Below are 20,384 nucleotides of genomic sequence, written 5' to 3' on the forward strand. Positions count from 1 at the left end.
CAAATGCAGGCAGGACCTGGTTCCGAGCAAGCTCGCCCCGTCGCGTCTCACGCCCGGTCCCGAATGTGCGGCTTTCGCCCATCTTTCCCCGCCTCCTGCCCGAGCCGTCCGATCCAGCATGTGACTTGAGTCGTGAAGCGCTTGCGGCCGGCCCCGAATTAGGCAAAACCTTTACAACTGACCGTTGGTCTTGCTGCCAGCCATTCGGGGAGCGCGGAGCGTGGCGAAGATACTGGTCGTGGATGACGACCCTGTCATGCAGCTGACGATTCAGCGCGTGCTCGAGCAGCACGGCCATGTCGTGACGGTTGCGGGCGACGGCCAAAAGGCGCTCGCCCGCTTCAACGGCGAAAGCTTCGATCTGGTGGTGCTCGACATCTTCATGCCGGGCATGGATGGGCTGGAGGCGATGCGGCTGATCCTCAAGCGGGCGCCGAACGTTCCGATCATCATGACCTCAGGACGGCCGCAGACTCCGAGCTCGGTCGCGGAGCCCGATTATCTTACCATGGCCACCAAGCTGGGAGCCGTGTCCGCATTGCCGAAACCGTTCAAGCCGGCGACCCTGCTGACGATGGCTGCCGATTGCCTGGCCTCGGCAGGCAAGCAGGCTGCTTCACCCCGGCCAGACCAAGATGCTCTTCCGAACTCCTGACAGCCGAACCGGCGCACCCTTGATGAGCGACGCCCGGGGCGGGAGCGAGGCTGTCGGCCTTGGCCGCCGCATGACGCTGACGACGCGTCTGGCGATTGCGATGATCCTGTTGGTCGCGATCGCCGTGTTCGCGGTCGGCTGGCTCGGCTACCGCAGCCTCGAGCGGGCGCTGCTGCCGCGCGCCTTGGACCGCATCGAATCGCATTCGCGGCTGATGGCGACCGAGCTCGAGAACTATGTCGGCAGCGCGCGCAACGATCTCACCGCCTATCGCTCGACCCCGAACCTTGCAACGCTGATCCGAACACTCAAGAGCGGCATCCCGGATCCGCTCGAAGGACTTCCCGCGCAGTCGTGGCGCGAGCGCGTCGCGATGCGCTATTTCGCCGAGCTGCAGGCCAAGCCGACCTACGCGATGATCCGCCTGGTCGGGATCGAGAACAATTATCGAGAGCTGATCCGCGTCGACCGGCTCGGGCCGGACAACGCCGTCCGGATCGTTCCCGAGAACCAGCTGATCGCGCGCGGCGAGCGCAACTACATCAAGGAGACGTTGAGCCTCACGCCCGGCGGCATCCGCATCTCGCCGATCGTCCTCGACGGCAACACGACCGATCCGAAGACCGGCGTACCGATGCTGTGCGTCGGCACGCCGCTGTTCGGGCCCGACGGCAAGCCGTTCGCGATCCTGCTGCTCGATCTCGACATGCGTCCGATCTTCGCGCATCTGCGCAACGCCGCGCGTCCGGGCGGCCAGATCTACGTCGTGAATGCCCGCGGCGATTATCTGTTTCATCCCGAATCCGACCGGGAGTTCGCCTCGAAGCGCGGCCAGTCAACACGCTGGCAGGACGACTTTCCGGCGCTTGCCAGCGCGACTGGCGCTGCGGACGGCTTTGCGCGGATCGTGCACGATGATGCCGACCGGCCCGGCGGCGTTGCCTTCGCCCCGGCACTGCTGGCCGGGCAGGAATGGATCGCGGTCATCGAGACGATCCCGAACACCGCGTTCATGGCGCCGGCGCTGGCCATCCGCAAGACCGCGATCGAGGTCGGCCTGATCGCGATGCTGTGCGCGGCCGCGCTCGCCTTCGTGGTCGCACGCTCGCTGACGCGGCCGATCAATCAGCTGACCCAGGCGGTGGAAGGCGTCGGCCGGGGTGAAGCCGTGAAGATTCCGCTGGAGGCGGTGGGCGAGACCGGCGTACTGGCGCGCGCCTTTGCCCGCGTGCTGGACGAGGTCCGTGCCAAGACGGCCGAATTGGAACGCGAGGTCCAGGAGCACTATCTCACCGAAGCAGCGCGTGACCATTTCGCCGCGCGCGAACGCCTCTACAGTGCCGCGGTGGAATCGTCGAACGACGCGATCGTGACGATGGCGCTCGACGGCAGCATCACCGCATGGAACCCGGCCGCCGAGACCATGCTGGGCTACTCCGCCGAGGAGGCCGTCGGGCGGCAGGCCGACTTCGTGGTGCCGCCGGACCGCATGGCCGAGGCGCAGGACCTCCTGGTGCGCGTGGCTCGCGGCGAGCGGATCCAGCATTTCGAGACCGTGCGCATCCGCAAGGATGGCGAGCCGATCCTGGTCTCGCTGAGCGTCTCACCGATCAAATCGCCGAGCGGCCAGATCATCGGCGCCTCCAAGATCGCGCGTGACATGACCGAAAGCCGCAGGACCGAGCAGGCACTGCGACAGCAGACCGAAGAACGCCGGCGCATCTTCGAGACCTCGCAGGATCTCATCCTGATCACCGACCGGAGCGGCGTGCTGGTGCAGGTCTCGCCGAGCGTGGAGGCGATCCTCGGCTACAAGCCGGCCGAAATGATCGGCCGCAGCGGCGCCGATTTCATCCACCCCGACGATCTCGCCAAGGCCCGTGAAGAGCTGCGCGCCTCACGTCTGGGCTTGCGCGCACGCACGTCAGACGGACGCTACGTCCACAAGGATGGCCGTGTCGTCACGCTGTCCTGGACCTCGAACTGGTCGGAGCCGGTGCAGCGCCATTTCTTCATCGGGCGCGACATGACGGAAAGCCGGCTGGCGCAGGAAACCTTGCGCGAGAGCGAGCAGCTCGCCCGCAACATCGTCGAAACGGCGCTCGATGCCTTCGTGCAGATCGACGACAAGGGCGCGATCCTGAACTGGAACTCACAAGCCGAGAAGATCTTCGGCTGGTCGCGCGCCGAGATCATCGGCAAGGACGTGTTCGACGTGATCACGGTCCACGGCGAGGGCGAGGAATTGCGCGCCGCGCTCGGCCGCATCGTGATGACCGGCCAGGCCTCCGCGCTCGGCGTCGGCCGGCGGCGCGAGGTGATGGTCAAGCGGCGCGACGGCCGCGAGTTCAAGGCCGAGGCGAGCGTCACGGCACTGAAGACCCGCAATGGCTTCGTGCTCAACAGCTTCTTCCGCGACCTGACCGACAAGATCGCGACAGAGGAGCGGATTCGCCAGTCGGAGAAGATGGAGGCCATCGGCCAGCTCACCGGCGGCATCGCGCACGACTTCAACAACATCCTCACCGTGATCACCGGCACGATCGAGATCCTCGCGGCGGCCGTCGCCAAGGAACCGCAGCTGGCCGCGATCACCCGGATGATCGACGAGGCGGCCGCGCGCGGCGCCGATCTCACCCAGCACCTGCTGGCCTTCGCGCGCCGGCAGCCGCTGCAGCCGCGCGAGGTCGACGTCAATACGCTGATCATCGACACCGCCAAGCTGCTGCGGCCGACACTCGGCGAGCAGGTCGAAATCGAGTCCGTGTTCCAGGACGAAGCCTGCGTCGCGCATGTCGACCCGAACCAGCTCGCCACGGCGATCATCAATCTGGCGCTCAATGCCCGCGACGCCATGCCGAATGGCGGCAAGCTGATCCTGGAGACGGGATGGGCCGATCTCGACGAGAACTATGCGAGCCTCTACGACGACGTCAGGCCGGGCCGCTACGCGATGATCGCGGTGAGCGACAGCGGCAGTGGCATTCCGGCCGGGATCATCGACAAGGTCTTCAATCCGTTCTTCACCTCCAAGGGTCCGGGCAAGGGCACCGGCCTCGGCTTGTCGATGGTGTACGGCTTCGTGAAACAGTCAGCCGGTCACATCCGGATCTATAGCGAGGAAGGCCACGGCACCACCATCCGCATGTACCTGCCGCCCGGCAGCGACGGCGCCGTCGTGTCGTCAGCGGGAACCGCGCCGGCCATTGAAGGCGGCCATGAGACGATCCTGGTGGTCGAGGACGATCGGCTGGTGCGCGGCTATGTTCTCGCCCAGCTCCATGCGCTGGGCTATGCCACGCTCGAGGCCGGCAATGCTGCCGAGGCGCTCGCGATCACCAATGCCGGCGAGCGCTTCGATCTGCTGTTCACCGACATCATCATGCCGGGGACGATGAACGGGCGCCAGCTTGCCTCCGAGATCCAGCGGATCCGCCCCCGCCAGCCGGTGCTGTTCACGTCGGGCTATACCGAGAATGCCGTCGTGCATCACGGCCGTCTCGACGAAGGGATCCTGCTGCTGCCTAAGCCCTATCGCAAATCCGAGCTGGCCAAGATGGTCCGCAAGGCGCTCGCGACGAACCAGGCGTGACGCGGCAGAGTCGGCACGCCTGCAGCAACAAGCAGGCAGCTCGCCGGCCGCCCTGCTGCTTGTCTCAATTGGCGCGCGAGGCGGTCATCACGATGCGGATCAGGTCAGCCGCATTGCGCGCGCCAAGCTTCTTCATGATGTTGGCGCGGTGATCCTCGATCGTGCGCGGGCTGATGCCGAGCGTGCGCCCCGCCTCCTTGTTGGAGGCTCCCGCGGTGAACTGCTCCAGGACCTCGCGCTCACGCCGCGTCAACGGCTCGCGGCCGGGGAAATGCAGCGATCCGATCTTCGGCGAGGCATTCTCCTTCTGCCGCCGCGCAAAGGCACCGATCGCCTCGTTCAGGCGGGCCACGATCTCGCTGCCGCGAAACGGCTTCTCGATGAAGTCGAGCGCGCCGTTCTTGATCGCATTCACCGCCATCGGAATATCGCCCTGGCCCGAGATCATGAAGATCGGAGCCGGGTAGTCCTCGCCGTGCAGTTCCCTGAGGATGTCGAGCCCGGATTTTCCGGGGATATGCACGTCGAGCAGAATGCAGGACGGCGTCCGGCTTCGCGCCACCGCCAACAACGCGGCCCCATCCGCAAAGCAGATCACCTCATATCCACCCGCCGACAGAACCATCGACAGGGTGTCGCGCACGGCTGGGTCGTCATCGACGACAAAAATCTCACCGCGGGAAGTTGTTTGTTCGGCCATGGGCGAGTGCTCTTGCAAAGGGAGAAGAAACAATGAAAGCGCGTTTTATGATACCATACTCGTGCGGTGTTTTGGGCACCCGTATTTGTACGGCTTATGACCCGAACCCACAAGTAGTAGCTGTGGATCGCAACCGCCATCACGAGAACACGATCTGAACACGATCACAAGGCAGTCCTTGTGGATCGCATGCTGCCCTGCAAAACACATCGGCGCCGACGCGATCATGATCGAGGTCAAACCGAAGCAGCGAGCATCGTGCGCGTGCGGCGGTGGCTGCCGCGTTCCCGTCGATGACCGATGCTGTGGCTGATTGGATTTCTGCACGACATTCGACACAGGGGGCAGGAACAGCAGCCTGCTTTGCCCTTGTTTTGATCACGCCGCGATGAGGTCGCAGCGTTGCCTATCTTTGCGACTCGTGAGCCACGAGGCGGCCCGTGTGGTCTGCTTCAAGACCGATGCTTTGCGGCAACACCTTCTGCGGCGACGCCACCCCAGGTGTGAACCACCGGCAGGCCGAGCGCCGTCTTGCCGAGATTGGCGAGGTAGATGCGCAAGGCGGCCAGATCGACCGGCTTCGGCAGGCTCTGCAGATCGATCCCGAGCGAGCGGGCATAGAGCCGGGCTGCGATGCGTCGCGCCGCGTCCATGCCGCTGATGACGATCACGGAGCCAGCGAAGCGGCTGTCGGCGATCGCCTTGAGGACCTCGGTGCCGTCTCCATCCTCGAGCATGAGATCGAGCGTCACGCAATCGAAGCGCTTGTCGCGCACCTCGCGGATGGCATCATTGCAGGTGGAAACGACGGTGACCGCATGGCCGGCCTGCTTGGCCGCCAGCGAGATCAACGTCCGCTGTGCCGCGTCGTCATCGACGACCAGAAGCTGCAGGGCACGCCGATCGCCCTCCTCGACAGCCTCTGGCCGGTTGGTCGCAGGTTCCGAACTCATGACCGACATTGGTCGTTCCTGGCAATATTGACTGACTTCATCGTCATACACGTCCGATCCTGCGGCCAGGTAAAAGCTGTGCCCGAAAAACAGCCCGCTCGCTTAGGACTTGCGCAGGAGGTTCGGCAACTCATCGCTTCGCCGGATCGTCACGCGCAGGCTGCCGACGATCCGGCAGAACTCGGGCATTGGAATTAGTTGACGGTCGCTTCCTGGCCGGCGGATGCGCCGCCGCGCTTCTTCTTGTTCTTCCCCTTGATGAACTGAATGTCCATCTCGGCGCCGTTGACCCGGACCAGTTCGCAACGCCTGTAGGCGAGGCCGGTCGAGGACAGCAGCAGAAAGAACTCCTTCAGGTTCAATCCCTGAATCGAGCCCTCGACGGTCAGCACCGCGTCGTTGTCCGAGATCGCGTTGAGCTGACAATCGCGCCGCCAGGTGCCGTCGATGCCCATGATACAGACATCGTAGCCCCGGCTGAACGTGACGCGCTCCGTACCTTTGTTCTCTTCAGACATCTTTGTGTCCTGCTCTGGTGCCGTGACGGCGAGATCTAGTTGCCGACTGCGACCCTGGCGCCGGGAAGCGGCGCCTTCGCTGTTGAAGCCACGCCGCTCGGACGATACAGGCCTCGACGGTCTGCGAGCGGCTTGAACACGTCGGTGAGACCGACCACCGTTTCCGCGGCACCGAGCACCAGGAAGCCGTCCGGCTCCATCAGCTTGGCTAGCCGGCCGAAGATGTTGATCTTCGTGTCCTGATCAAAATAGATCAGCACGTTGCGGCAGAACACCACGTCGAAGGTGCCGAGCTGCGAGAAGTCGTGCAGCAAATTGAGCTGACGATGCTGCACCATGCCGCGCACGTCGGAATTGATCTGCCAGAGCTCGCCCGCCTGCTTGAAGTACTTGACCAGAAGCTGGATCGGCAGCCCGCGCTGCACCTCGAACTGGCTGTAGAGACCCGCCTTCGACTTCTCCAGCACTTCCTGGGACAGGTCGGTAGCGATGATCTCGACGCGCCATCCGCTGAGCGTAGCGCCCATTTCCTTGAGCGACATTGCCAGCGAGTACGGCTCCTGGCCGGTCGAGCAGGCCGCGCACCAGATCCGGATCGACTTGCGGTTGGCACGCGCCTTCAACAGCTCCGGCATGATCACGTCGCGGAAGTGATCGAACGGAACCTTGTCGCGGAAGAAGAACGTCTCGTTGGTCGTCATCGCTTCGACGACCTGGCTGATGAGCGTGCTCGATCCGTCCTTCAGCTTCTGGACGAGGTCGCTGATGCTGGCGAGCCCGGCCTTGCGCGCGAGCGGCAGCAGGCGGCTCTCGATCAAATATTGCTTGTCGGCTGACAGGTCGAGACCTGACTTGTCTCGAAGCAGCTTGCGCAGGAATTCATAATCTGGCTGGTTCACGGACGGCCTCTTCTGGGCAGACGAAGGGGATCAGGCGGATTCGGCTGAGAGCGCCTGGATGAGACCGACTTCCTGGAATTTCGCGGCGACAATTTCCTTGTCGAATGGCTTCATGATGTATTCGTTGGCGCCGGCATTCAGCGCGCGCGAGATGTGGTCGATGTCGTTCTCGGTGGTGCAGAACACCACCTTCGGCGTCTCGCCACTCGGCATCCGACGCAGGCGTCCGAGAAAATCGTAGCCGTCCATCACCGGCATGTTCCAGTCCAGCAGGATCGCGTCCGGGAGGGCCTTTGTGCAGAGCTCCAAGGCCTGCTCGCCATCCTCCGCCTCGACGACCGAGAAACCCAGTTCCTCCAGGATGCGGCGCGCGATCTTGCGTACGACGCTGGAGTCATCCACGACCAGACAGGTCTTCATTGTTGTCTCTCCTTTGAGACGGTTGACGGGCTAAGCGGCAACTGCCGCCTTGGGCATGAGTTCGAGCACGCGATCGACATCGAGAACGACCATCAGCTGGCCGTCGAGGCGGTGGACGCCGCCCGCAAACTTCGCCATTCGCGGATCGAGATTGACCGGGTTCTCCTCCCGGCCCGCCTCAGGCAGCCGCAGCACCTCACCGATCTGGTCGATCAGCAGGCCATAGGACTCGCCGCGCAGATCGACGCCGACGGCCATCGGCGGCTTGCCGTCATCGGCGCGGGCGAGGCCGAGCCGCGCCCGCATGTCGACGACGGTGACGATGCGGCCGCGCAGGTTCAAGACGCCCGCGATTTCGGCCGATGACAGCGGCACGCGCGTCACGCGCTCCGGCATGAACACGTCCTGCACCCGCGAGATCGGCAGGCCGAACAGCTGGCCGCCGATCACGGCGGTCACGAACTCGGACGCCGCGCCGTCGGAAATTTCGGTCTTGCTGCTGCTCATCGCACAGTTCTCCTGCTGGTCGTCATATCAAGCCGCGCGCTTGGCCGCTTCGGCGCGTTCCCGCTCGTCGAACTGATCCTTCAATGAGGCGATCAGGCCCGGACGGTCGAACTTGGCGATGTAGTCGTAGAGGCCGGCCTGACGGCCACGCTCGACCGCAGCCGGCGAAATCAGCGACGACACCGCGATGACCGGCAGATGATGCAGGTTCTGGTCGGCGCGGATGGTCTCGGCGAACTCGAAGCCGTTCATCTCCGGCATCTCGATGTCGGTGACGACGATGTCGAAGGTGTGCCCGGAGCGCAGCGTCGCCAGGCCCTCGATCGCGGATGAGGCCGTGCGCACCTTGTAGCCGGCCGACTTCAGCACCGGCGCGAGCATGTTGCGGAAGAACGGCGAGTCGTCGACCAGCAGCACGGATCGGGTCAGCGCCTCGGTGCTCATCTCCTTGCGGATGAACCAGTCGGCGAAGGCCATCGGCAGGAAGTGGCCGACGTCGATGACTTCGGTCGCCTGGCCCTTGATCACGGCGGAGCCGAGGATGCCATCCCGCGCGCCGGAGACCTGGATGTTGAGCCGCTCCTCGACGATGTCGATGATCTCGTCGACGACGAGGCCCATCGCACGGGTCTCGTCGGCGAACACCAGGATCGGCTGCGATCCCGACGTCTGCACCGAGACGCCTTCCATCTGCACCAGCGGCATCAGCTGATCGCGGTACTGCACCATGTAGCGGTCGTTGCTGATCTCGATCTTGTCGGCCGCGATCTCCTCGAGGCGCGTGACCAGCGCCAGCGGCACCGCCTTGGGCTGCGCCGTGCCGGCGCGGAACACCAGCAGCGAGGTGAGCTGCTCGCCGCCGATGGCATGATGCGCGGCATGTTCATCGGCCACCGCTTGCGAAGCGGTGCCGGCGGCGCCGAGCGCCTTGGCGATGCCGTTCGGGTCGATGATCATGATGACCGCACCGTCGCCGAGGATGGTGTTGCCCGAGAACATCTCGATGTGACGCAGCTTGGTCGACATCGGCTTGACGACGATTTCCTCGGTGTGGAACACGCAGTCCACCACGATGCCGAAGGTCTGGTTGCCGACCTGCGTCACCACGATGAAGCCGTTCTCCGGGTCTGACGACGAGCCGTCGTCGATCTTGAGCAGCTTCTTCAGATGCATCAGCGGCAGCAGCTTGTTGCGCAGGCGCAGGACAGCCGTGTCCTTGATGCGCTCGATCCGATGCTCGGAGTTGGCGCGCGCGCGCACCAGCTCGACCACGGCCAATTGCGGGATCGCAAAGCGGTCACCGCCGGCCTCGACGATCAGCGCCGAGACGATGGCCAGCGTCAGCGGGATCTTGATGGTGACGGACGAGCCTTCGCCGGCGACCGACTTGATGTCGATGGTGCCGCCGATCTGGTCGATGTTGGTGCGCACCACGTCCATGCCGACGCCGCGGCCGGAGACCGAGGTGACGGCGGCGGCCGTCGAGAAGCCCGGCTCGAAGATGAACTTGTGGATCTGCGCTTCCGTCATCTTCTCGAGCTCGGCCTCGGTGACGAGACCGTTCGCCAAGGCCTTGGCCTTGATGCGCTCGGTGTTGAGGCCGCGGCCGTTGTCGGCGATGCAGATGATGATGTGGCCGCCTTCATGATAGGCGGAGAGACGGATCGTGCCCTGGTCCGGCTTGTTGGCCGCCGCGCGCTCAGCGGGCGTTTCGAGACCATGGTCCGCCGAGTTGCGCACCATGTGGGTGAGCGGATCCTTGATCAGGTCGAGCACCTGGCGGTCGAGCTCGGTGTCGGCACCGTGCATCTCGAGCTCGATCTGCTTGCCGAGTTCGGTTGCGAGGTCGCGGACGATACGCGGCAGCTTCTGCCAGGCATTGCCGATCGGCTGCATGCGCGTCTTCATGACGCCTTCCTGCAGCTCGGCGGTGACGTTGGAGAGCCGCTGCAGCGGTACCTTGAACTCGGTGTCCTCGTTGCGGCGGGCGATCTCGAGCAGCTGGTTGCGCGTCAGCACCAGCTCGGAGACCATCGTCATCAGATGTTCGAGCGTGTCGACATTGACGCGGATCGACTGGTTGGCGACCTTGTCGCTCTCATGCACCTCGCCATCGGCATTGGCCTTGGCCCGCGCCGCCTTCTTTGGCGCTTCGGCTTTGGCTTCCGCCTTGGCAGGTTCAGCCTTGGCAGGTTCAGCCTTGGCCGCAAGAGCCTTCGCCTCAGCAGGCTTGGGCTCGGCCGCCTTCTCATGCGCCGGCGGCGTCTCGATTGCGGTCTCGCGGAAGGCGCGCTCCAGCTCGTCGAGCGAGACTTCGCCCGGACGCAGCGGACGCTCCAGCGTCTGATCGATCAGACTGCCCTGCGTCGCCGCGGGGGCGGGCGGCGGTGCGGCTGCCGCCGGAGCCGCAGGCGCCAGCGGGGGCGCGGCTTCGCCAGCGGCCATCGCGGCCATGCCGCGCTCGACCATCGCTTCGAGCTCGCTGATCAGGTCGCGATCCTCGCCCTCGGGCTCGGACTCATTGGCTTCGAGCTGCGCGAGCAGATCTTTAATGCGGTCGATGGTGGTGAGGATCAGCGTCACGGCTTCGCCGGTCACCGGCATGCCGTCGCGGAATTTGCCCATCAGGGTTTCGGCGGCGTGCGCCAGCGCTTCCAGCCGCGGCAGGCCGAGGAAGCCGCAGGTCCCCTTGATCGTGTGCACCAGCCGGAAGATGTTATCCAGGATCTTGGCGTTGTTCGGCTCCTGCTCGAACCGCACCAACTGATTGTCGACGGTATCCAGGCTCTCGCTGGTCTCCGTCAGGAACTCACGCAACAGATCATCCATGAAACTGGCCTTCCAAGAAGTGACGCTGCGGCCCACAACGCGACCGCTGATCCTGTCAGAGCGATGGTCGGTCCAGTGCTTTCGCCAAGGCGAGCGGATCAAACCGCCCGTCGCTCGGCTCAACGGACTTTCCTGGTTCCATCGTTAGGCCGGGCTTTTCTCCGTCCCGTTAATTTTAACGTCCGTGCAAATACGGACCACAACCAATCATCGGGCGCTCCATGCTTCATGCAGGCGCCGCCTGACGTCACGGCACCGCTTCGGCCTGCACGACGGCGCTGTCCTCGCGCTCGATCAACGCCCGGATTTCCTTCAACGCCTTGTAGAGCGCTCCCTCGGTCACGTGACGATCCACCAGCTCAGCCTGGCCAGTGGCGTCCGGAATCGCCCTGCGCAATTCGTTCATGCAGGCGAGATAGGACGCGCGATAGCGGATCGCGTCGTTCTTCAGATACATCGTCTGAACGCAGAGGTAGAGGCGCTTGGCCGGCGTATCGGCCGTCTCAGCGGTGACAGTGTCACGTTCGCGCAGGATCGGCGCATCACCTTCGACGATGAAGCGCGCGCGCGTGTTCGAATTCACGATCACGCTGTCGCCGATGACGATTCGCTCGAAGGGCTTCAGCTCGACCCGCAAGGGCATGGCCCAGTCTCCTCTCGGATATCTCCTCTCGGGAGTCTCCTTTCGGGAGCGGCATCGCCGGCGTGCGGCGTTCTCTTCGACGCGCGCGTGCTCATGCACCCGCTCGCCGCGCCTGTGCGCAGCATCCGTCGATCTCGAACCAGACCGGCGTGAATCCCGGATCGTCTAGCCGAAAGCGGCGGGGACATGCCCCGCCGCCTCCGATTGTTGATGGATGCCGCCCGCGCCTTAGCGCAGGAGCTGCAGCACGCTCGCCTGCGACTGGTTGGCGAGCGACAGCGCGGACACCGCGATCGACTGGCGGGTCGACAGCGCCTGGCTGTTGGCCGCTTCCTCGTTGGTGTCGGCCAGCGTCAGGTTCGACGAACCGGTCTGCAGCACGTTGATCAGGTTCTTGTTGAAGTCCTGACGGACCTGCACAACCGACAGGTTCGAACCCAGCGTCGAGGCCTCGGACCGCAGCGAGGAGCTGGCGGAGTTGAGGACACTGATCACCTTGTTCGCCGAGTTGTTGTCGAGGAAGTCGGTGCCGGAGGTCAGGCTCGAGAGGCCAAGGCCCGCCGAGTTGAAGGTGACACCGGTGATCGACAGCGTCGACTTGCCGGTCTCGTTGAAGGTCAGCTTCAGCGTGTCGCCGTTCAGCAGGTTGATGCCGTTGAACGAGGAGTCGGCCGCGGTCGTGTTGATCTGCGCCAGCACGTTGTTGTACTGGGAGACCAGGTTCGCACGCTGCGTCTGCGCCGTGGCATCAGCCACCGGAGCCCCCGCAGTCAGACCGTTGAACGACTGGCTGGAGCCGGCAGCCGTACCACCGATCGCACCGATCGTGGCCGAAGCCGCGTCGTTGGTGGTGGTGATCGAGATCTTGCCGGTCGACGAGTCGACGGAGGCCTGCAGATTGTTGGCTGCGAGCTTCGCGTTGAGGTCGTTCAACGAGTTCACCTGACCTGTTCCTAGGCCGAAGGTGATACTGGTGGCCGTGCCACCTCCTGTGGCACCGATCGTCAAGGTCTGACCTGCCAAGCCGTCACCGACCGTGCTGAGGCCGAGCTTGGCCAAAGTGCCGGAGCTGCCCGAGAGCGTCAATCCGGCCGCCGGAGGCGTCAAGGTGATCGCGCCCGCGGTGATCGACGAGGTCACGCCGGTCGCCGTCTGGATCGCCGACAGCAGGTTGCCCACGGTGTCGCCGATGCCGATGCTGGTGCCGGTCGAGGACGTGCCGGTGACGAAGCTGAAGGTCGTGCCGTTGACGACCAGCGTTTCACCCGAGGTGATGCCGGTGGCCAGGTCGTTCGACGAGGTGCCCGCGGTGCCCGACAGCTTGGTGCTGCTGGTGATCGCCACGGCAGTCGTGTTGTCGTTCAGCACGGCCGAGCCGGTCACAGCCGTCGTGCTGGCGCCCAGCAGGCTGGTGGCGGTTGCGCCGGTGAGAGCAGCCGAGGTCACGCTCGACTTGGTGGAATAGCCCACCGCGCTCTGCAGGACCTGGTTGGCGATCGACTTGGCGCTGTCGACGAGCTTCTGCAGCGAGGTGATACCGGTGTTGGCAGCCTGCAGGACCTGCACGCCGTTGCCGATGCCATCGAGCAGATTGGAGATGTCGGAAGCGCGGTTGTCGAGCCCCTGCGCGGTGAAGAAGTTGGTCGGATTGTCGAGAGCCGAGTTGACCTTCTTGCCCGTGGAGAGGTTGTTCTGGGTGGTGGCGAGGAGCTGAGCCGTCGACTGCAGCGAGAGCAGATTCTGGCGGACCGACGCCGAGAGTACGATACCTGACATTGTCATTCCCTTCTGGATGAACATGAGATCGCCGAACCGTTCTGTCGGCGATGCGGCAGACTGTTCCCAGGAATCCTACTCGTTCCTTAAATTGACTTCGGAACGGCCGCGCATCGGCTCCGCTGCCGCCGTTAATCCTAATCGGCTGCTAATCAACTTGATTAAATGCGAGAAAACCGGCGGCATTTCGCCAATTTGGATCGGTCGACGGCGCGCAAAGCCGCCGCCGGCGCGCCTTCCGGCGGCGACGGCGGCTCCGTCGTTAGGACGTTGCTAACTATGTCGGCCGGCAGCGGGCTAGGTGAGATCAGGCTGCGCCCGGGGCAGGATGATCTCGACACTCGCCGCCGCCGCCGCGGGCGCGCCGAGCTCAAGGTGCCCGTTCGAGCGACGGACGAAGTCCTCGACCATGCGAATGTCGTTGAACATCGGAGCGGCCAACGCCGCGCCTGGATCATGCGTCGCGGCGCGCAAGACGATCCGAACCTCGCCGCCTGATGCAGGCGCATCGACGCAGACCGCCTCGATGTCGATCTTGCCGCCCGCAGCCATGCCGTTACGCGCGGAGATCGCTAGGCAGAGCAAGGCGGCCATCAGCTGCCCCGGATCGACGAACACGGTCGGCACGTCAGCTGCGGCCGACGTCGTGACCTCGACCTCGGTGCCGAGCGTCGGCCTCAGCAGTCGTCCGACATCCGTCAGGAGCTCGGCCAGCTCGACCTTGCATGGGCGCGGCGGGCGTCCTCGCGCGAACGACAGCAGCTGCGAGGTCAATCGTGCTCCGCGCGTTGCGGCCTCGTCGATCAGGCGCGCTACGGCTGCAAGCTCCGGTCTGTCCTCGACGGCTTCGGCGAGAATGTCGATGGTCCCGGTGATCACCGTGAGGATGTTGTTGAAGTCGTGCAGCAGGCCACCGGCGACCTGCCCCACGATCGCAAGTCCAGGATTGACGTCGGGCATGGCCGGATCTGCGCTCTCGTTCGCTGCGCGGGCGGCGGCATGATCACCCGATGAAGATGGGTCGGTCCGTTGAGAGTTGGAAAGCGCCATGAGTCCTGAGCTACCAGTTGAGAGAGACGGCAGGGTTGCCGGGAGAACGCGCACGGGCCGGCGCCGCAATGATTTGCTTCGCCACCGCATTCAGCATCATCGCTGACCCTAGATCGCGCATCGATCGCTCTCCCGCTGAATGCATCATCAGCCTGAGGACCTCGCTTTCAGCGATGACGACGGGATCGTCACCGCTGGAGCGGAGGAGACTGACGTCGCCATCCGAGACCAGAGTTGCATTCCGACGGACAAAGATCCGTCAACGAATCAGCGCGCTTATTAGCGATTTTGGCCTCAGGATGTCCGCTGTCAATCACCGCAGCAGACGAGCACGCCGTGGTGGCTTGCACGTGAGGCCATGAGTTGAGAGCGATGTCCTGAGAAGGATACGAGAATTCCGATCGTCGGATAGCAAGGCGAAGCTGGCGCAGGTCGCGATTGCCGACCTCCAGGGGGCAGCTGAACCCTGTATACAGATTGCGTTCAAGCCACCTTAGCTATCGCGAGGAACGACCGGCCAGCACAACAGTTCATCTGGCCTACAATACGTCTGCACATCAACGAGCACAGCAGAAAGGCAAGTAAGGCAACTGGGAATCTTACCCTGTTATTTTCCTTGTCAGCGGGCGGGACGCAGTTCTATGGAACCATGAGTGCATTGAGATCCGAGAGGCACCGTTACTGCAATGCAGGAGATGGCTTTGGACCCCAGCTTGCGTTCTCCGAACGGCTTCCTGTCGTCGTTGTCCGACGATGATTTCGAGCTGATCCGCCCCTATCTGCGGACCCTCGATCTGGTGCAGGACTCCGTGCTCGCCGAGGTCGGCGAGAAGCTTCCGCGCATCTACTTCCCTCATCGCGGCGTCATCTCGCTGGTCGTGAACCTGGCGCGGGGCGAACGCGTGCAGGTCGCCATGATCGGGCGGGACAGCTTCTTCGGCAGCATGTCCCTGCTCACGGGCGGCGATCCGGTCGTGCTCAACAGCGCCGCCGTCCTCGTGCCCGGCACCGCATCCGTCGTCGACATCGACCGTGTCAGGATCGCTGCCGAGCAAAGCCCGACCTTCCGCGCACTGATGCTGAGGCATGCGCTCGCGATCTACCTCCAGAGCCAACAGACTGCGGGCTGCAACGCCGCCCATACGGTCGAATCCCGCCTCGCCCGCTGCCTGCTGCAGACGCATGACCTGTCAGGCGGCAACAAGCTCTACATCACGCAGGAGTCCTTGGCGCAGATGATCGGCGCGCGGCGCAACAGCGTTTCGCTGGTCGCGAGCACGCTGCAGCAGGCGGACTTCATCCACTATAGCCGCGGCCACATCGAGATCATCGATCTGGACGGGCTGAAGAAGACCGCCTGCGAATGCTACGGAACGGTGAAGGCGCACTATGAAAAACTGGTGCGCCCGCGCTGCCTGCCCTGAGCGCGGAGCCTGCCCGCGCAGCGCTGATCGAGCGTCCCTGATCTGAGCCGCCCGCTCGCGGTTGCGAGGCGGGCCTCAGACCCGATTCCGTACAACTACGGTCCATCGTACGATCAGTACCGCCAACCCCCACGGAATTAACGCGCTGTTCAACGGGCGCTGATAATTGTCGAGGTGCTGACGAGCGCGAGTTCCAAGAAGCGTCGAATAATGTTCGTGCTGATCTATCTCGCCCGTGTTCGGCTTTTGACCAAACGCGCGGAGTAATGACATGGCCTTTGATCTGTCGATGCCGATCCTGGTGGTCGATGACTACGCCACTATGATTCGGATCATCCGCAACCTGCTGAAGCAGCTCGGATTCGAGAACGTCGACGACGCCAGCGACGGATCGGCCGCGCTCGCCAAGATGCAGGCGAAGAAGTATGGCCTGGTGATCTCCGACTGGAACATGGAGCCGATGACCGGCTACGACCTGCTGCGCGAGGTTCGTGCAAGCCCGGAACTGTCGAAGACTCCGTTCATCATGATCACCGCCGAGTCCAAGACCGAGAACGTCATCGCCGCCAAGAAGGCCGGCGTGAGCAACTACATCGTCAAGCCGTTCAACGCGGCGACCCTCAAGACCAAGATGGAAGCGGTGTTCGGGCCCGCCGAATAGACCGCGCTGGCCTCAATGCTCCAGGTTGCGGCCGGACCGTTGTCCGGCCGTTTTGCTGTTCGGATAACGAACCAGCAGCGCGTCGCAGGACGAGATCTCGCTCGCTTGGACGCTTGCGCTCCGTAGTTGTACGGAAACCAAAATTTACGAGGGGGTCAGAGCCGACCGATAGACAGGAGCGTGCTTGCCGACAACCGTGCCAGGCCGGCGACGGGACAGAGAATTCATGCGCAACGAACTCCTCGTGATCGAAGATGCCGACGTGCATCTCTCCATCTTACGGAAGATCGCGGCCCAGGCCGGCTTCAACACGACCGGCGTCACCTCGGTCGAGGCCGCCTCTGATGTCCTGCGGAGCAGACACTTCGACTGCGTGACGCTCGATCTCGCGCTCGGCGAGCGATCGGGAACGGAGGTTCTCGACCGGCTTGCGGAGCTGAAGTTCCGGGGGCCGGTGCTGATCATCAGCGCGTCCCAGGAAGACACGCTTTACGAGTCGCTGCGCCTCGGAAGTTTTCTCGAGCTGAACGTCTACCCGCCCCTTCCCAAGCCGATCAATCTGACACTGCTTAGACAGACGTTGAAGCAGATCGCACACAAGACCGACCACGACAGGCTGGTCAGAGCGGCGAGCCGGTAGCGGACAATGAGCAACAAGAAGCGTTTCCTGGGAGCGCCGGCGGCCATCGCGCTCATCCTCATCTGCGTCATCGCCGGCAGCAACCTGTTCTTCCTGAGCAATCTGCGCGAGAACGCGCTTCAGCATGCCGAGGAAGACCTCAGCCGCCACAGCCTCACTTTGGCAGAGAACGCAGACCGCTCGGTGAAATCCGTCGACCTCGTGCTCACGAGCGTACGCGACTATCTGGAGCGCGGCGGCGCCATCGATGAGGACGCCTATCGCAAGATCGCTTCCGACCACCAGACTCATCTGCTCCTGAAGGAAAAGATCGCCGGCCTGCCGCAGATCGATGCGGTGACCCTGATCGACAGCCAGGGCAAGTTGCTCAACTTCTCGCGCTACTGGCCGATCCCCAGCGTCAACATCGCCGACCGCGACTACTTCAAGGCCCTCAAGGGAGATTCGGCGCTCAAGACCTATGTCTCGAGGCCGGTTCAGAACCGCGGCGACGGCACTTGGAACATCTATTTCGCCAGGCGGCTGGACGATTCGAAGGGCGAGTTCATGGGCCTGATGCTCGGCGCCATGTCCGTGCCCTATCTGGAGAACTTCTTCGGCTCGACCTCGCTGGGACTCGAGGCCGCCGTGTCGCTGATCCGCGAGGACGGCACGCTGCTCGCGCATTTCCCGCCGACCAGCGAGATCGGCCAGCCGACCTCCGGCTTTGGACAGCGGACGCTGTCGTCCGGCGGCGTGCTGCGCGAGCCCTCGGTACGGACCGGCGAGATGCGGTTGCGCGCGGCGAAGATGCTGCCGAACTATCCGGCGATGCTCGTCGTGTCGGTGCCGGAGCAGCACGTGCTGAAGGCCTGGCGCGCCATGGCGACGCTGCTCGTCATCACCTCTCTGATGAGCGCGATGGCGGTTCTGGCCGCGGCAGTCCTGATCTCGCGCTGGTGGGAACGCCATGAGCACCTGATCGAAGCAGCCGAGGCGGCCAATGCCGCGAAATCCACCTTTGTCGCCATGATGAGCCATGAGATCCGCACGCCGATGAATGCGGTGCTCGGGCTTGCCACCACGCTGCTGGAGACCGATCTCGATCCGGAGCAGCGCCGCTCGGTGGTCGCGATCCACAACGCCGGCGACAATCTGCTCGAGATCCTCAACGACATCCTCGACTTCTCCAAGCTCGAATCCGGCCAGCTCTCGCTGGAAGACATCGCATTCTCCGCCGAGGCCCTGGTTCACAACACGCTCAGCATCATCGGTCCGCGGGCCTCCGCCAAGGATCTGAAGCTGCGCAACGTCAGCGATCCCGCGGTACCGCCGGCGCTGGTCGGCGACGCCGGTCGCATCCGCCAGATCCTGCTCAATCTCGTCTCCAACGCGGTCAAGTTCACCTCGTCGGGCGAGGTCGTCGTGACCACGCGTTGCATCGAGAAGGATGACGAGAAGGCGACGGTCGAATGGACGGTGACCGACACCGGCATCGGCATCGCCGAGGACAAGATCGGCTCGTTGTTCGCGAACTTCGTGCAGGCCGATAATTCGATCAGCCGGCGCTTCGGCGGCTCCGGCCTCGGGCTCGCGATCTGCAAGCGGCTCACCGAACAAATGGGCGGCGACATCAAGGTCACCTCGACGCTCGGTCGCGGCTCCACCTTCTCGTTCCGCCTGACATTGCCAGTCGCAGAGACCGTGGCGGTGCCCGAGCAGAACGACGACAGCATCTACGCGTCGCTGCAGAACCGGATCGCGACCTATGGCCGTCCGCTGCGGGTGCTCGTGGTCGACGACAATCCGACCAACCGCCTGGTCGCGACGAAGATGCTCAAGGATTTCGACATCCAGACCGACACCGCCTGCGACGGTGCCGAGGCCGTCACCGCGGCCAGCCGCTTCAATTACGATCTGATCCTGATGGACGTACGCATGCCGGAGATGGACGGATTCCAGGCAACGCGAACCATTCGCGCGCGTGGTGAACGCCGGTCCAACGTGCCGATCATCGCCTTCACCGCGAACGCCTTCATGGAAGACATCCGCGCCTGCCGCGAGGCCGGCATGAACGACTTCGTCGTCAAGCCGGCCCGCAAGAAGGCGCTGGTGGAAGCCATCCTGCGCGTACTGCCTGGACCGACGCCGGTCATGGAGATGGTGGCGTCCGATGTCGCCCCGTTGGTGCCCGCAGGGCAGGACATCAGGCTGGCGGAGATGACTGCCGAGGCGGAGATTGCGCCCGAGCCCGCGCTCGATCGCGAAGCCTATGCGGATCTGGTCGGTGAGATCGGCGACGGCGCCGCACAGGAGATCCGCGATGTATTTTTCAGCGAAACGGACGCGCGGCTGAAGCTGTTCCGCAAGCTGTCGCTCGATGGTGAGCGGATCAAGATCGGCCGCGAGGCACACTCGCTGAAGAGCGCGGCCGGAACCTTCGGATACCGGCGGCTCGCGACCTACGCGCTGGCGCTGGAGAAGAGCGCACCACGCTTGTCGGCCACGGAGTATTCCGAGCTGCTGGACAACATCGACGCAGCCTACGCCGCCGCGCGGGCTCAGGAGCTGCAATACTGAAGCTCGCGCGCAGCGCCTGCCGACCGGCGGCCCCACAAGCCGCCATTCCATGGCGGCATACTGCTCGATCATGCTGCTATCAGCCCGGCGTCAGCGGCGGGAGACGACCAACAAATCGTTCACGGCGGGGATTCGCAGAACGCGATCTTCATATTCCCTACCAATGGGTTGACGCCGTACTTCTACGGCTCACGATTTTCACAATCAACTAATCATGAGCTGCGACACTCGGGGTCACATAGGAGATGTGTCCCATGTTTACTTTTGAAACCGCCGACCAGAAGGAAGTCAGGCGTTTCCGAATTGCGCAGTTCAACGGCCGGACCGCGACCGTGAAATCCGGCGGATCGACGATCACCGGCCACGTCCGTTCAGTCATGGAAAAGGAAGCGAGCGTGCCGCCGCGCTGGACGATTACGATCGTGCCGACGCCGCCCAAGGCCCAGGCCCCGCTGCGGCCGACCTCGCGGGTTCGTCCTTTCGCCGAGGACTACTTCTAGCCGCCACGCGGCGCGCCCGCTCCGTTCGTCGAACGGAGCGGCCGTGATGAAATCGCCC

The 20,384-nt window shown here is 64.1% G+C and carries 17 protein-coding genes; 7 read left to right on the plus strand and 10 right to left on the minus strand.

The annotated features are described in order from the left end of the window. Window positions 1-220 precede the first annotated feature (220 nt). Entirely contained in the window at window positions 221-655 is a 435-nt protein-coding gene (locus BRAD285_RS32100) for a response regulator (protein WP_006612091.1), read from the plus strand. Then, window positions 636-4,247: a PAS domain S-box protein gene (locus tag BRAD285_RS32105; protein ID WP_006612092.1), complete on the plus strand. Its 3,612-nt coding sequence runs from the start codon at window positions 636-638 to the stop codon at window positions 4,245-4,247. Before BRAD285_RS32100 ends, BRAD285_RS32105 begins: the two co-directional genes overlap by 20 nt. Window positions 4,248-4,311: 64 nt before the next feature. Here BRAD285_RS32105 and BRAD285_RS32110 read toward each other — a convergent pair whose 3' ends face one another. The 10 genes from BRAD285_RS32110 to BRAD285_RS32155 all read right to left on the minus strand — a co-directional run bounded on the left by BRAD285_RS32110 (window position 4,312) and on the right by BRAD285_RS32155 (window position 14,542). Further along, window positions 4,312-4,947, minus strand: coding sequence for a response regulator transcription factor (locus tag BRAD285_RS32110; RefSeq protein WP_006612093.1), 636 nt, complete (start codon window positions 4,945-4,947; stop codon window positions 4,312-4,314). Window positions 4,948-5,399: 452 nt separating this feature from the next. Then, window positions 5,400-5,909 carry a response regulator gene (locus tag BRAD285_RS32115; RefSeq protein ID WP_006612094.1) on the minus strand — a complete coding sequence of 170 codons (510 nt, stop codon included), beginning with the start codon at window positions 5,907-5,909 and terminating at the stop codon, window positions 5,400-5,402. A gap of 185 nt (window positions 5,910-6,094) precedes the next feature. Then, window positions 6,095-6,418: a hypothetical protein gene (locus BRAD285_RS32120; RefSeq protein ID WP_006612095.1), complete on the minus strand. Its 324-nt coding sequence runs from the start codon at window positions 6,416-6,418 to the stop codon at window positions 6,095-6,097. A 35-nt stretch (window positions 6,419-6,453) separates the two neighbouring features. Further along, window positions 6,454-7,317 carry a protein-glutamate O-methyltransferase CheR gene (locus BRAD285_RS32125; protein ID WP_006612096.1) on the minus strand — a complete coding sequence of 288 codons (864 nt, stop codon included), beginning with the start codon at window positions 7,315-7,317 and terminating at the stop codon, window positions 6,454-6,456. A gap of 30 nt (window positions 7,318-7,347) precedes the next feature. Next, window positions 7,348-7,737 (minus strand): PleD family two-component system response regulator, encoded by a 390-nt coding sequence (locus BRAD285_RS32130; protein WP_006612097.1) that lies wholly within the window; start codon window positions 7,735-7,737, stop codon window positions 7,348-7,350. A gap of 30 nt (window positions 7,738-7,767) precedes the next feature. Continuing rightward, entirely contained in the window at window positions 7,768-8,244 is a 477-nt protein-coding gene (locus tag BRAD285_RS32135) for a chemotaxis protein CheW (protein ID WP_006612098.1), read from the minus strand. A 27-nt stretch (window positions 8,245-8,271) separates the two neighbouring features. Beyond that, window positions 8,272-11,073, minus strand: a complete 2,802-nt coding sequence (locus tag BRAD285_RS32140; protein WP_087877699.1) for a hybrid sensor histidine kinase/response regulator — start codon at window positions 11,071-11,073, stop codon at window positions 8,272-8,274. A 247-nt stretch (window positions 11,074-11,320) separates the two neighbouring features. Next, complete coding sequence (gene flbT / locus BRAD285_RS32145; RefSeq protein ID WP_006611870.1) at window positions 11,321-11,716, minus strand: flagellar biosynthesis repressor FlbT; 396 nt, start codon at window positions 11,714-11,716, stop codon at window positions 11,321-11,323. 228 nt (window positions 11,717-11,944) lie between these two features. Then, window positions 11,945-13,492, minus strand: a complete 1,548-nt coding sequence (locus BRAD285_RS32150; RefSeq protein ID WP_087877737.1) for a flagellin — start codon at window positions 13,490-13,492, stop codon at window positions 11,945-11,947. A 297-nt stretch (window positions 13,493-13,789) separates the two neighbouring features. Then, complete coding sequence (locus tag BRAD285_RS32155) at window positions 13,790-14,542, minus strand: histidine kinase dimerization/phospho-acceptor domain-containing protein (RefSeq protein WP_035648230.1); 753 nt, start codon at window positions 14,540-14,542, stop codon at window positions 13,790-13,792. Window positions 14,543-15,243: 701 nt separating this feature from the next. Here BRAD285_RS32155 and BRAD285_RS32160 point away from each other — a divergent pair. From BRAD285_RS32160 to BRAD285_RS32180, 5 genes are all read left to right on the plus strand, one after another. Next, on the plus strand, window positions 15,244-15,966 hold the full coding sequence (locus BRAD285_RS32160; protein ID WP_006614399.1) for a Crp/Fnr family transcriptional regulator: 723 nt from the start codon (window positions 15,244-15,246) through the stop codon (window positions 15,964-15,966). 271 nt (window positions 15,967-16,237) lie between these two features. Then, complete coding sequence (locus BRAD285_RS32165; protein WP_006614400.1) at window positions 16,238-16,627, plus strand: response regulator; 390 nt, start codon at window positions 16,238-16,240, stop codon at window positions 16,625-16,627. 226 nt (window positions 16,628-16,853) lie between these two features. Beyond that, complete coding sequence (locus BRAD285_RS32170; protein WP_006614401.1) at window positions 16,854-17,267, plus strand: response regulator; 414 nt, start codon at window positions 16,854-16,856, stop codon at window positions 17,265-17,267. Window positions 17,268-17,273: 6 nt separating this feature from the next. Then, a complete protein-coding gene (locus tag BRAD285_RS32175; protein ID WP_006614402.1) occupies window positions 17,274-19,826 on the plus strand; it encodes a hybrid sensor histidine kinase/response regulator in 2,553 nt (850 codons plus the stop codon). A gap of 254 nt (window positions 19,827-20,080) precedes the next feature. Continuing rightward, on the plus strand, window positions 20,081-20,326 hold the full coding sequence (locus BRAD285_RS32180) for a hypothetical protein (RefSeq protein WP_006614403.1): 246 nt from the start codon (window positions 20,081-20,083) through the stop codon (window positions 20,324-20,326). The last annotated feature ends 58 nt before the right edge of the window (window positions 20,327-20,384 follow it).

It is taken from the genome of Bradyrhizobium sp. ORS 285, from assembly GCF_900176205.1.
GTDB lineage: Bacteria > Pseudomonadota > Alphaproteobacteria > Rhizobiales > Xanthobacteraceae > Bradyrhizobium.

What these genes read in the sequence shown, in the direction of transcription:
- BRAD285_RS32105 (WP_006612092.1), top strand. Translation starts at nt 636, where the DNA reads ATGCTCTTCCGAACTCCTGACAGCCGAACCGGCGCACCCTTGATGAGC.
- BRAD285_RS32110 (WP_006612093.1), bottom strand. Translation starts at nt 4,947, where the DNA reads ATGGCCGAACAAACAACTTCCCGCGGTGAGATTTTTGTCGTCGATGAC.
- BRAD285_RS32115 (WP_006612094.1), bottom strand. Translation starts at nt 5,909, where the DNA reads ATGTCGGTCATGAGTTCGGAACCTGCGACCAACCGGCCAGAGGCTGTC.
- BRAD285_RS32120 (WP_006612095.1), bottom strand. Translation starts at nt 6,418, where the DNA reads ATGTCTGAAGAGAACAAAGGTACGGAGCGCGTCACGTTCAGCCGGGGC.
- BRAD285_RS32130 (WP_006612097.1), bottom strand. Translation starts at nt 7,737, where the DNA reads ATGAAGACCTGTCTGGTCGTGGATGACTCCAGCGTCGTACGCAAGATC.
- BRAD285_RS32135 (WP_006612098.1), bottom strand. Translation starts at nt 8,244, where the DNA reads ATGAGCAGCAGCAAGACCGAAATTTCCGACGGCGCGGCGTCCGAGTTC.
- BRAD285_RS32140 (WP_087877699.1), bottom strand. Translation starts at nt 11,073, where the DNA reads ATGGATGATCTGTTGCGTGAGTTCCTGACGGAGACCAGCGAGAGCCTG.
- flbT (WP_006611870.1), bottom strand. Translation starts at nt 11,716, where the DNA reads ATGCCCTTGCGGGTCGAGCTGAAGCCCTTCGAGCGAATCGTCATCGGC.
- BRAD285_RS32150 (WP_087877737.1), bottom strand. Translation starts at nt 13,492, where the DNA reads ATGTCAGGTATCGTACTCTCGGCGTCGGTCCGCCAGAATCTGCTCTCG.
- BRAD285_RS32155 (WP_035648230.1), bottom strand. Translation starts at nt 14,542, where the DNA reads ATGGCGCTTTCCAACTCTCAACGGACCGACCCATCTTCATCGGGTGAT.
- BRAD285_RS32165 (WP_006614400.1), top strand. Translation starts at nt 16,238, where the DNA reads ATGGCCTTTGATCTGTCGATGCCGATCCTGGTGGTCGATGACTACGCC.
- BRAD285_RS32170 (WP_006614401.1), top strand. Translation starts at nt 16,854, where the DNA reads ATGCGCAACGAACTCCTCGTGATCGAAGATGCCGACGTGCATCTCTCC.
- BRAD285_RS32175 (WP_006614402.1), top strand. Translation starts at nt 17,274, where the DNA reads ATGAGCAACAAGAAGCGTTTCCTGGGAGCGCCGGCGGCCATCGCGCTC.
- BRAD285_RS32180 (WP_006614403.1), top strand. Translation starts at nt 20,081, where the DNA reads ATGTTTACTTTTGAAACCGCCGACCAGAAGGAAGTCAGGCGTTTCCGA.